The 12062-nt window shown below is 28.9% G+C and carries 14 protein-coding genes; 3 read left to right on the top strand and 11 right to left on the bottom strand.

Annotated elements, in window-relative coordinates:
- Positions 1-45: 45 nt before the first annotated feature.
- The 10 genes from gatB to gltX form a co-directional block, all read right to left on the bottom strand.
- Complete coding sequence (gene gatB, locus ACJA23_RS02620; RefSeq protein ID WP_406613739.1) at positions 46-1467, bottom strand: Asp-tRNA(Asn)/Glu-tRNA(Gln) amidotransferase subunit GatB; 1422 nt, start codon at positions 1465-1467, stop codon at positions 46-48.
- A 7-nt stretch (positions 1468-1474) separates the two neighbouring features.
- The gene (locus ACJA23_RS02625; protein ID WP_406613741.1) at positions 1475-2803 is read right to left on the bottom strand and encodes an amidase family protein; all 1329 of its coding nucleotides are present in this window, start codon (positions 2801-2803) and stop codon (positions 1475-1477) included.
- Positions 2803-3105: an aspartyl/glutamyl-tRNA amidotransferase subunit C gene (locus tag ACJA23_RS02630; RefSeq protein WP_406613744.1), complete on the bottom strand. Its 303-nt coding sequence runs from the start codon at positions 3103-3105 to the stop codon at positions 2803-2805. Before ACJA23_RS02630 ends, ACJA23_RS02625 begins: the two co-directional genes overlap by 1 nt.
- A gap of 7 nt (positions 3106-3112) precedes the next feature.
- Complete coding sequence (locus tag ACJA23_RS02635; protein WP_406613746.1) at positions 3113-3955, bottom strand: RluA family pseudouridine synthase; 843 nt, start codon at positions 3953-3955, stop codon at positions 3113-3115.
- 56 nt (positions 3956-4011) lie between these two features.
- Positions 4012-4587, bottom strand: a complete 576-nt coding sequence (gene scpB, locus ACJA23_RS02640; protein WP_406613748.1) for an SMC-Scp complex subunit ScpB — start codon at positions 4585-4587, stop codon at positions 4012-4014.
- A complete protein-coding gene (locus ACJA23_RS02645; RefSeq protein ID WP_406613750.1) occupies positions 4577-5395 on the bottom strand; it encodes a segregation/condensation protein A in 819 nt (272 codons plus the stop codon). The genes scpB and ACJA23_RS02645 overlap by 11 nt, the downstream gene beginning before the upstream one ends.
- 2 nt (positions 5396-5397) lie before the next feature.
- Positions 5398-6156 carry a lysophospholipid acyltransferase family protein gene (locus ACJA23_RS02650; RefSeq protein ID WP_406613752.1) on the bottom strand — a complete coding sequence of 253 codons (759 nt, stop codon included), beginning with the start codon at positions 6154-6156 and terminating at the stop codon, positions 5398-5400.
- An 11-nt stretch (positions 6157-6167) separates the two neighbouring features.
- Positions 6168-6476 carry a 4'-phosphopantetheinyl transferase superfamily protein gene (locus ACJA23_RS02655; protein WP_406613754.1) on the bottom strand — a complete coding sequence of 103 codons (309 nt, stop codon included), beginning with the start codon at positions 6474-6476 and terminating at the stop codon, positions 6168-6170.
- A gap of 245 nt (positions 6477-6721) precedes the next feature.
- On the bottom strand, positions 6722-7132 hold the full coding sequence (locus ACJA23_RS02660) for a hypothetical protein (RefSeq protein WP_406613756.1): 411 nt from the start codon (positions 7130-7132) through the stop codon (positions 6722-6724).
- Positions 7125-8531, bottom strand: a complete 1407-nt coding sequence (gene gltX, locus ACJA23_RS02665) for a glutamate--tRNA ligase (RefSeq protein WP_406613758.1) — start codon at positions 8529-8531, stop codon at positions 7125-7127. The genes ACJA23_RS02660 and gltX overlap by 8 nt, the downstream gene beginning before the upstream one ends.
- 236 nt (positions 8532-8767) lie before the next feature.
- On the opposite strand from gltX, the gene argS reads away from it, so the two are divergent.
- From argS to fba, 3 genes are all read left to right on the top strand, one after another.
- Positions 8768-10420 carry an arginine--tRNA ligase gene (gene argS, locus ACJA23_RS02670; RefSeq protein ID WP_406613760.1) on the top strand — a complete coding sequence of 551 codons (1653 nt, stop codon included), beginning with the start codon at positions 8768-8770 and terminating at the stop codon, positions 10418-10420.
- Between the two features lie 63 nt (positions 10421-10483).
- Entirely contained in the window at positions 10484-10753 is a 270-nt protein-coding gene (locus ACJA23_RS02675; protein WP_406613762.1) for a hypothetical protein, read from the top strand.
- 32 nt (positions 10754-10785) lie between these two features.
- On the top strand, positions 10786-11652 hold the full coding sequence (gene fba / locus ACJA23_RS02680; protein ID WP_406613764.1) for a class II fructose-1,6-bisphosphate aldolase: 867 nt from the start codon (positions 10786-10788) through the stop codon (positions 11650-11652).
- Between the two features lie 64 nt (positions 11653-11716).
- Here the strand turns inward: fba and ACJA23_RS02685 are convergent, their stop codons facing one another.
- Positions 11717-12061: a hypothetical protein gene (locus ACJA23_RS02685; RefSeq protein ID WP_406613766.1), complete on the bottom strand. Its 345-nt coding sequence runs from the start codon at positions 12059-12061 to the stop codon at positions 11717-11719.
- Position 12062 lies beyond the last annotated feature (1 nt).

Below are 12062 nucleotides of genomic sequence, written 5' to 3' on the forward strand. Positions count from 1 at the left end.
GCAATTTTTCTTTTTAAAAGAAAATAAGCCATATAGGCTTATTTTCTAGTTAAAACGCTCTTTTAAGGTTGAAACAGTTATATCATTAGATAATTGTGGATTTACTTGACCACCAGTTTCTTTCATAATTGCACCTAAAATAAATTTAATTACACGATCAGGACGAGTTGGGTATTCATTAATTAATGCTTGGTTGTCATTAATGATTTTATCTACTAATTGTTTTATTAAAGCTGGATCAGTAATTTGTTTTAAGTTATGTTTATCTAATAATTCTTCAATGTTTCCTTCAAATTTAACAAGTAAAGGAACTAGCTTTTTAAGTGATTTACCTGAAATTATTTCACTGTCTAATAGTTCAATAGCTTCTTTAATATGATCTGGTTTAATACCTAATTCATAAGCTTTTAAACCGCTAGCATTTGCTAAAGAAACAACTTCAGCAAAAAATACTTTTGAAAGTTTATCTTTATCAGCGTACTCAATTGAATCAAAATACTTAGCTAAATCTAAATCATCTAAAAGACTTTGAATATAAATATTTTGAATATTATGACTTTGATATCTAGCTAATTTTTGAGCTGGTAATTCCTTTAGTTCAACTGAATCAATAAATTCTTTAGTAAGTTTGATAAACGGAATATTTGGTTCTGGAAAGTATTTATAATCTGTTGTACCAGTTTTAGTTCTCATTACTATGTTTGAATTAGTAACATCATCAAAACGCTTGGTTTGTTGTAAAATTTCTTCACCTTTTAGAATTTTTTCTCTTTGGATTTGAATTTCATTTTCAATTGCTCTTTTGATGTTTGAAAGCGAGTTCATATTTTTAATTTCAACCTTAGTACCAAAACCTTGGTAACCTAGTGGTCTTAGTGAAATATTTATATCAGCTCTTAAACTTCCTTGTTCTAATTTAGCATCTGAAATTTCTAAACATAAAGCAGTTTTTCTAATCGCGTCTACATAAGCTGCAGCTTCTTCTGCGCTTTTAATAACCGGATAAGTTACTATTTCAATTAGAGGAATACCGGCACGGTTATAATCTAGCTTAGTACCACTGTCAGCATGATATTGTCTAGCAGTATCTTCTTCTAAATGAATACGCTCAATTCCGATTTGTTTTACACCATTTTGTGTAGTGATTTCAATAGTTCCGTTTTGTCCAATTGGTCTGTAAAACTGTGTAATTTGGTAGCCTTTTGGTAAATCTGGATAGAAGTAATTTTTACGGTCAAAGTGTAGTTCATCATCAATTTGCATGTTTAGGGCTTTAGCTAAAGCAACACCAAATTTAACAGCTTGTTTGTTCACTTGTGGTAAGCAGCCAGGGTATCCTAAATCAATTTGGTGAGCACATGTGTTAGGTTCAGCATTAAAATCAATAGGAGCAGGTGAAAACATTTTAGTTTTAGTTTTTAATTCTAAATGGATTTCAATTCCAATTATAGTTTCAAAGTTGTTCATAATCCTCCTATTTTAATTGGCTAATAATTTCTTCAAAATATTCACCATAACCTAATAATTTTTCATCGCTATAAAGCTCTGAATCTAAAGCGATACTAAAAGGCATATTTTCATATGTAGCTAAAGGTAAAGTTAAAGATGGGTTTCCTACTAAATTTGAACCTGTTAAAATGTAGTCCATGTAGTCATTTTTACTTTTATCACTAAATAATGGAGCAATTCCTACATAAGCTGGGAATAATAATAAATCTGCTTGTTTGTGTAAGTTAGTTAAGTAATTTTTAATTACTCTACGAGCTTTTTGAGCTTTAATAAATAATTCAGCTTGGTTTTCTGAATATAAAAAGTAACTACCAAGTGATAAACGTTCTTGAACCATTTTTCCAAATCCAAAACTTCTGGTTTTTAGCATTAATTCTTCTCAACTAGCTCCATTTTGTCTATTACCAAAAGCTATTCCATTTAAGTTAGCTAAATTAGCTGAAGCCTCAGAAAAACTAACAATTTGATAGACTGGTTTAATTGCCCTTAAAACATTTTCATCTGGTTTTACAAATTCTACTTGCACACCTTCAGCAACTAATTTATCAGTTAGTTTTAAGAAAGCTTCTTTTACATATGGTTTAACTAAATGTAAAACATCTAAAACAATAATTTTATGTGGCTTGGTTTTTTGGACATTATCGATTTTAACTTCAACTGATGTCATATCTTTTTCATCAGTGCCAAACATAGCTTGAGAAGCTAAAACTAAATCATTAACATTGTGAGCAAAGTAAGCCACTGTATCTAAAGAAGATGAATAAGCAAACATTCCGTATCTACTGATTGCTCCATAAGAAGGTTTAAAACCAGGAATTCCACAAAAACATCCAGGTAATCTAACTGAGTCTCCTGTATCGCTAGCTAAAGCTAAACCAATATTTTTAGTAAAAGTAGCAACTGAACCACTTGAAGAACCACCGCTATATCTATTTTTATCTAATGGGTTAGTAACTAATCCATAAGCACTATGAGTTCCAGTTCCACCTAAAGCTAGTTCATCATTGTTGACTTTCGCAACTGCAATTGCACCACTTTCGTATAATTTTTGCACACAAGTAGCATTATATTTTGGTTCAAAGTTATCTAAAATCAGTGAGCTAGCACGTGTTTTAGCATTATCTGTAGCAAAAACATCTTTAATCGTAATAACTACATCATTTAAAAGCTCATTTTTTAAACTTGTAAGTTTGTTTGGAGTTTTGTAAACAAAACTTACAGCATTATTTTTGTCGTTTGATACTTCACTTAAAGCCTGGTTAAAATTACCTAGATTTTTAAATTTTCTATCCATTATTTCACCACCTTTGAAACGATTATATAGTTTTCATCTTTTTCTTTAGCATTAGCTAAAATGTCTTTTTTGCTGATTGAATAAGACATATTAGGCTTATCTTCACGTAAAAAATCATACTGTAATGTTTCATTAATATGTGTTAGTGGAGCTACATCTTCTAAATCAAGTAAATCTAGATACTTTAGTTCTTTTTCTAAAACATGTCAGTTATCTAAAATTTCATTAATAACTATTTCAGTAGGCTCAAACATTAATGAACTAACAATTTCTTTTAGTTTGTTGTTATCAATTTTTTGCATTGTACTCCTATCATTTAGCTAAAGCGTAAAATTCCATATTATTTAGATATTTTAACTCACCAGTTAATCCTGATAATTTTAAGTAATATGAATGAAGCATTAAACGATCCATTTTCTTACCACCATAGCGTCTATCTCCATAAATTGGTTTACCAATGAATTGTAAACTAACTCTGATTTGGTGTTTTTTACCAGTTAAAATTTCAGCTATTTTCTTTTTGTTTTCAATATATAACTTAGTAATTGCTAATTTTGAATTTGGAACTTCTACTTTTGAAGCTTTAACTTTTTTGTTAGTTTCATCTTTATATAGGTAAAGTTTTAATGTTTGCTCAGGTCCATTAAATTCACTTTGGAATTGGTATTTTTTAGTAAATTGGTGGTTGTGTTCATTTAGTCGACTAACTGCTAGATAAGTTTTTCCATAAACAATTATTCCACTTGTTTCTTTATCTAGCCGACCAATATGAGAAGGTTTAAAGCTATCAACTTGCTTGTAATTTAAGTATGAAAGTACTTGGTTATCTAGTGAATTGTCACTTCCGTGCACTTCAACTCCAGCTTGTTTATTTAAAACTAAAATGTGTTCATCTTCATATAAAATAATTAGATTCGGCTTAGTATTGACTGTTGTACTAGCTACGCTAGCATCAAAAATTCCATAGATAACTACTTGGTCGTTTTCGTTGATTATTAAGTCTTTTTGGTTAGTTCTTTTCCCATTTACTTTGACATCTTTTTTACGAAAAATCTTTTCAATTTTACTATTTGGTAAGTTATTTAAATATTTTTGCAGTAGTTTAATTAGTGTTCTACCTGCATCATTTTTAGTTGCTATAAATTCAAACATAATTTGTTAGAAAATAAAAAACCTATTAATTAAAGGATTAATAGGGCTTTTAAATACTAATGATCCTCTCTTTGACTACCGTATAAATCAAAATCAGAGTTTTCGTTTTCTACTCCATCCACGAAGTTAAAGTCATTCATTTTTGGTAAATCACGCATATTAGTAATTCTAAAGTGATCATAAAACTTGCTTGTTACACCATATAAGGTAGGATTTCCTGGAGTTGGTGAAACTCCAACTTCTTCAATAACTTTTTTAGCAAGTAAAGTGTTAATAACTTGGTCACTTGCTGTTCCTCTAATTGCGTTAATTTGTCCTCTAGTAATTGGTTGTTTGTAAGCGATAATACCAGCTACTTCAATAGAAGCATTTGATAAACGTTGTTTTTTAGTAACAGTAACCATTTTTTGCACAAACTCTTTAACAGATTCTCTGGTTGCTAATTTGTAATTATCATTAAAGTTAACAACCTTAAGACCACGATCTTGCTCATTAAAAGCTTTATGAAAGTCTTGCATAACTTTCTTAGCTTCACTTACATTATTAAGTGAGAAAATATCTTTAACTTGTTCTAAATTAAGACCTTCATCACCTTGGATATATAATAAAGCTTCTAAAATTTTATTTTTCATGATATCCTTCTCCTTTAGTTATTAAGATTTCGCCAAATTGTTCATCTTGATGAATGTGAATAAACTGCTGTCTTGATAAATCTAAAATAGCTAATAAAGTAACAACAAAGTGCTTAATTGATGGCACTGTAAACACCTGTTCAAAAGTTAAACGGTCATTTTCTCTTAAAAGTTTTTTAATAATTACAATTTGGTCAGCAGGTGTAACTTTAAAACTTTCAATTTTGGTTTGTCTTAATCTTTGAGCATAAACACGTTCAAACATTTTTCTAAGTACCATAATTAACTTAGTTGGATTTGAATGTCCATCAAGTCTTTCATCGGTAGTATCAACGATAAATTCATCAATATTACTTGGTTTTTTAATAAAAATGTCTTGACGTTCTAACTCTAAAGATTTTAAGGTATCTCTAATTTCCTTAAATTGTTGATATTCAACAAGGTCGCTAATTAGTTTTTGTTTAACTTCTTCAATTTCTTGATCCATTTCACTTGGATCTTTTAGCAGCATATTTGTTTTTAGTTTTAACAATGTGGTTGCCATAACTAAATATTCACCAGCTATATCAACTTCATCTTCCTTAAGTTGATGAATGATATCTAAATATTGGGTTGCAATTTCTAATAAGTTAATATCAAGAATGTTAATTTTCTTATCTTTAACTAAAGATAAAAGTAAATCTAAAGGTCCATCGAAGTCTTTAAGTTTAAAAGTATATTCGTTTGAAACATATGTTGTATGTTCTTTGAATGGATTTTTAAATATTTGACTTGTTAAATGTTTGGTTTTACTAGGTTTTAATGACATAACTATCTCATTTCTTTGGCGATTAAGTTTCTAACATGCTCACCAATAGATTTTGAATCTTGAGCTAAGAAATTATTAGCTTTTAAAACTGGTAAAAATTTAACAGTAATAGTTAAACGTCCTTTACGTTTTGTTTTATCTAATGCAAATTCAGAATTTTTGATGCAAACTGGTACGATGTTGTTTAGGTTTTTTTGTGCAGCGGTGAAAGCTCCGCCTTTAAACTCACCTAGTTCATCACCTTTAACTCTAGTTCCTTCAGGGAAAATGACTCCATAGGTTTTATTTGCTTTAATTTCTTTTGTAAAATTAAATAATTTTTGAATACTTTCTCTAAAGTTTTTACGGTCGATTGTTGCGCAATCTAATAATTTAAGCGCATTACCAACCATTAATTTTTTATTTAGTTCATCTTTAGCGATAAAAGTTGGGTATTTGTGCATTGCTCCAGCTTCTTCTGATTGTTTTTGTAAAGCTGCAATTAGCACAATTGGATCGATATTCGATTTATGGTTTGGAGCTAAAATTACTCCTCCGTTAGCTGGTAAATTATCATACCCTTCAACAACTAAATCAATGTTATACATTTTTAAGATTTTTTTAGATAGTTTTAGAATGTATGAGTATCTATCTTCGATTGGTAATAATTCTGGTGTTTTTTGATATTTACGAGCTTTTGATCTTAATCTTCAAGCTCTTAATAATCAAATTGGACTAGTTAATACTTGTTTTAGGGTAATATTAATTGCAAGCTTTTTCATATCTCTCCTTATTAATCATTCTCAACTACCATTGCAATTAAAGTGTCGTTTTCGTGTGTAATTGAAATGCTGAAATTTTTAAATCTTCAAACCTTATCTAATTTATACAATTCTACTTGTGAAAAATTTGCATATGCGTTATTAGCTTTAAAAATTGCTTCTTTAATAGCTCACGCTCTAGCTAAAAATAACGCTTTAAGATCAGTTTCAGTTTCTAAGTATAGTTTATACTCATTTTCAGATAAAATTCTTTTTACAAATGTATCTGGTTTACCTTCAAAACGAGAAATTGAAGTCATATCGATTCCTAATTTAAACATGGTATTAAAATTATAAAAAATTATTTAGTAAAATGAAAATTTTTTGCATAGTTTTGTTAATTTTTTACTAGCAAAATTAAATATTTCAATTTTTGTCTATTTTAGAGCTAAAAATAAACTTTTTACAAAAGATAAAATCTTATTAGATTTTATTGTTATCATACTAAAACGCCTTAATTATCATTGTTTTAGAAGAAAATAAAAAAGTTATTGATGAAACAATAACTTTTTTAGTTCAAATCTAACTATTCACTAATTTTTAATGTAATGTGGAAATCACCAGTTTTAGTTTTCTCACTATCATTTAAGATATACAGTTCGTACTTAATTTCATAGTGGTTTGGTGAAATAACTAAATCATACATTCTAGTTTGAAGAATCATTTCTAAAACTTTATTATCGACACTAACACTATAAGGAAAATTAGCTAATTGATCTTTTTTTAAGGTAATAAATTGTGAACCAGCAATGATATTAACTAAATTATCTGAAATTTCGAACATATTTCTAACTTGGTTAGAAGGTTCAACAAAATCAAAAACTACTGGAAATTCATCAGTTTGGCTAATTGAAACAGGAGCAGTAAATTCAATTACTTGTTCTTCTTTTGAATGATCGTAATTGATAATTGATTTAAAAGTAATTTTTTTACTCATATTGACTTAAACGTTTAAAAACTAGTTCCTGACCATATAAATAGATTGCTTTGGCTAATTCTGGTCCATGTTCAACACAAGTAGCGGCTAACCTAATTGGCATAAATAGTTCTTTTCCTTTAGATCCAGTTTCTTTTTGAACTTGTTTAATCACACCATTTATTGATTCAACATCAAAATTAACTTCTTTTAGTAAGGCAGTAAAAGTTTTAACTACTAATAATTCTTTTTCATTAAAATCAACTTTACATTCGCTTACATTTAAATAAGTATCTAGGTGAGATTTTAATTCTGAAACTGTAGTTGAACTTTCTTTGAATGTTGAAATAAATAAATCTAGTCACTCTGGGTCAAATTGATCTTGGTTTAGATTTAATAGTTTAATTAACTCTTCATTTGACTTGTTTTTTAGATATAGTTTTGAAAATCAGTTCATTTTGACAATGTCAAATTTTGATGGGCTTTTGCTTAATCTTTCTGGGTCAAATTTAGTAACTAATTCTTCTTTAGATAAAACTTCTTGAGCATCAGCACTAGTTCAACCAAGTAGTGCTAGAAAGTTAAAAATACCTTCAGGGATATAACCTTCATTTTTGTAATCCTCAATAAATTGTTTTACTGAATTATCTCTTTTTGAAAGTTTTTTACCTTCCATGTTGGTAATAATTGTTAAGTGTCCAAAACTAGGAGCTTCTCACCCTAAAGCATCATAAATTGCTAGTTGTTTAGGTGTATTTCCTATGTGTTCTTCACCCCTTAAAACATGAGTGATGAACATATCATGGTCATCAACAACAACAGCAAAATTATATGTCGGATAACCATCAGATTTGTAAATAACTCAGTCCCCAATTTCGCTAGAATTGAATTCAATTTTGCCTCTAACAATGTCTTCTCAACTATAAATTTTGTCTTTTGGCATTGCTAAACGAATAGAATATTCACCAGATTGATCTCTTTTTTGTTTTTCTGGATCAGAAATTTTTAACCAATTTCTATCATATCTAAAGCTTGCGATACCTTTAGCATCGCTTTCTAGTTTTTGTTGTTCTAATTCTTCAGCTGAATCGTAGGCTTTATAAGCAAACCCTTTTGCAATTAAATCATCAGCAATTGCTCTATATCTATCTAATTTTTCACTTTGTCGGTAATTTCCACAAGCTGGGTTTTTCTTGTATGGACTTTCATCAGGAATAATTCCAAGTCAAGCTAAATTATCTAACTGTGATGCCTCACCACCTTCAACATTACGTTTAAAGTCAGTATCTTCAAGCCTAAAGATAAAATCTCCATTAAAATGTTTAGCAAATAAATAACAAAATAAAGCTGTTCTGGCTCCACCTATGTGTAGATATCCAGTTGGACTAGGTGCATAACGAGTTCTTACTTTTTTATCCATTTTAACTCCTTAATAAGTATTAAAATTATAAATTAATTTATTTAGTTAGCTGCATAAAAATCATAAGCTTTTTAAATTATCTAAAAGCTTGGTTTTACTACTTTAAAAGTTTAAGTTGATTCAATTTTATTTCTGTGATTAGTCTACTGGTCTATAAATTAAAGTTTTAATATTTTATTATTTTAATATAATTAAAATACTAAATTTAAAAAGAGAAATGCTAAAAAGGAAGCTTTATGTCGCTAAAACAAACTATTAAAAATGAAATAATAAATGGTGTTAAAAAATTACAAAATGAAGGTTTTTTTGATGCTGAATTTAATGTTGATGATTTAGTAATTAACTTAACTGAACCGAATGTACCAGAAAAAGCAAATCCAAATAATATTCTGTTTGATTATTCAACTAATGCTCCGTTTTTATTGAAAAACTATAAAAAAGTTGCCCCAATTGTTATTGCTGAAAAATTAAAAGAAATCTTGATTGATAGTGAGTATATTAAAGACATTATGTGTTCTATGCCAGGGTTTATCAACATCGTTTTAAGTTATTTATCTTTTATTAAAGTTATTGATGAAGTTAATCGAAAACAAGATAAATATGGTGCAAATGTTGTTAAACCTGAACAAATTAATTTAGAATACATTTCAGCTAATCCTACTGGTTTTTTACATGTTGGACACGTGAGAGGTGCTTGTTTTGGAGATGCATTAGCTAAAATTTACAAACATGCAGGACATAATTTAGAAACTGAATATTATGTAAATGACGCTGGAAATCAAATTAATGTATTAGCCGATTCAGCTCATGTTAGATATTTAGAACTTTTTGGTGTTGAAGCAACTATGCCTGAAGATTGCTACAGAGGGAATGACATTGTTTGAGCTGCACAAAAAATCAAAGATTTATATGATGATAAATTCATTGACTTATCAATTTATGGTTTAAGAGAAGAATTTAAAGAAGCAGCAGTTAAAGTTTTATTATTTAAAATTAAACATGATTTAAGCAGACTTAATATTTCTTTAGATAGATACTCAAGCGAAAAAGATATTTACAATAATAACTTAATAGAACCAGTTTTAGAAAAATTAAAACCACACACATATGTAAAAGATGGCGCTTTATGACTAAATACGACTGAATTTGGTGATGATAAAGATCGTGTATTAGTTAAAAATGATGGTTCATCAACTTACTTGCTTCCTGATATTGCTTATCATGAACAAAAATTTTCTCGTGCTAAAAAATTAATTAACATTTGAGGTGCAGACCATAGTGGTTATATTGCTAGAATGAAAATAGCTATGCAATGTTTAGGTCACAATCCAAATGATTTAGATGTTTTAACTATTCAATTAGTACGTTTAATTAAAGACGGACAAGAATTTAAAATGTCTAAACGTGCTGGAACATCTGTGACATTAGAAGATTTATTAGAAGTAGCTTCACCAGATGCTATTAGATTTACTTTATTAACTCGTGAAATCAATAGCAAATTTGATTTTGATATTGATTTAGCTAACTCAACCGATTCAAATAACCCTGTATTTATCGTTCAATACGCTCACTCACGTACAGTAAGTTTAATTAACAGATTAAAAGAAGCTAAAAAAGGTGAATTCGAGCTTACTGCAAAAGCTAAAAAAGTTGTCGTTATGCTTGATGAATTTACTGAATTAATTCAAACTATTGTTTCAACTAACAAAGTAAACTTAATGAGTCAATATTTAATTAATTTAGCTAAAGCTTTTAATAGTTTCTATTCAGAAACTAAATTAATCGGTCATGACAACGAAAGCGAATATGCATATTTAGTTAAAGCTGTTCAAATTGTGCTTCAATTAGGGTTAAAATTAATCGGTGTAAGCGCTCCTGAAAGTATGTAGCCTTTTCATTTATAATTTTAATATTTACATATATAATATAATAAGCTATAAGGAAAGGACTATATGTCAGATAAAGTATTTACAATGCTTGATATTGCAAAAAATATTATAACTAAGGATACCTCAGCATCACATCAATTTGACGATATTTTTGCTCAAGTTGAAGAAGTATTATCTAACACTTGAAATGAATACGCTTTTAATAACCAATTAACTTATGAAGAGGTTAGAAAAAGAAAAATCGGTGAACTATGACGTATTCTAACAGTTGACAAAACATTCAAACGTAATGAACACGGTGAATGAGAATGTAGTAGTGCAGAAGTCTTTTAATAATTATATATTCATTGAATAAGGAGAAAATTATGGCATTAACAAACGCAACAGAAATGCTTAAAAAAGCAAAAAAAGGAAAATACGCAGTTCCTCACATCAACATTAATAACTTAGAATGAGCTAAAGCAGTTTTATTAACAGCTGAGCAAGAAAAATCACCAGTTATTGTTGCTACATCTGAAGGTGCAGTTAAATACATGGGTGGATTTGACGCAATTAGTGGAATGGTTTTAGGATTAATTAAAGACCTTAAAATTACAGTTCCAGTTGCTTTACACTTAGACCACGGTTCATACGAAGGTTGTTTAAAAGCTATCGAAAATGAAGGATATACATCAATTATGTTCGATGGTTCACACTCTCCATTTGAAGAAAACTACACAAAAACAGCTGAATTAGTTAAATTAGCAAAAGCTAAAAACATGTCAGTTGAAGCTGAAGTTGGTACAATCGGTGGTGAAGAAGACGGTATCGTTGGTGATGGTGAATTTGCTAACCCAGAAGAAGCTAAGAAAATTGCTGAGTTAGGAATTGATGTTCTTGCTGCAGGCATCGGAAACATTCATGGCCCTTACCCAACATCATGAAAATCATTAAGCTTTGAAACATTAGAAAAAATTTCAGAAGCTGCAGGTGTTGGTATTGTTTTACACGGTGGAAGCGGTATTCCAACTGAACAAATTAAAAAAGCTATTAGCTTAGGAATTACAAAAATTAACGTTAACACAGAATTACAACAAGCAAACCACAAAGCTTTAAGAGAATACATCTTAAGCGGTAAAGATTTAGAAGGTAAAAACTTCGACCCACGTAAATTATACAAACCAGGATTTGACGCTATGTGTGAAACTGTTAAAGCTAAAATTCACGAATTTGGTTCAAACGGAAAAGCTTAATTTTCTTATAATGATTAAAATAAGTGCGTTTGCACTTATTTTTTTTTTTTTTTTTTTTATTTACTTATGATGAAATAAATTGTCCAGTATAAACTGTAGGTCCTAAGTTGTTATTTTTGATTTCGTCCACTGCCATATTATATACTTGCTCATATTCAGGAATTTTGTTATTTTCTTGATAAATTTTATGTCAACATAAGTGGAAAATAAGGACATGTAAAAGCTCTTCGCTTTTCGGAAAATTACCATTAAAATTATCCATAATATCATTTGCAAAAATCTCAATACATTTACTTTTGTAAATATCTACATCTAGTTTGTTACTAATTTTAGCCACATATTTTAGATTATCATTAATGTGAAAGATAAAAATTTTCTTATCTTTTAAATGTTCTACATTGTATTTCATA

The organism is Mycoplasma corogypsi (assembly GCF_045276875.1).
In the GTDB taxonomy this organism is placed as follows: domain Bacteria; phylum Bacillota_I; class Bacilli_A; order Mycoplasmatales; family Metamycoplasmataceae; genus Mycoplasmopsis; species Mycoplasmopsis corogypsi.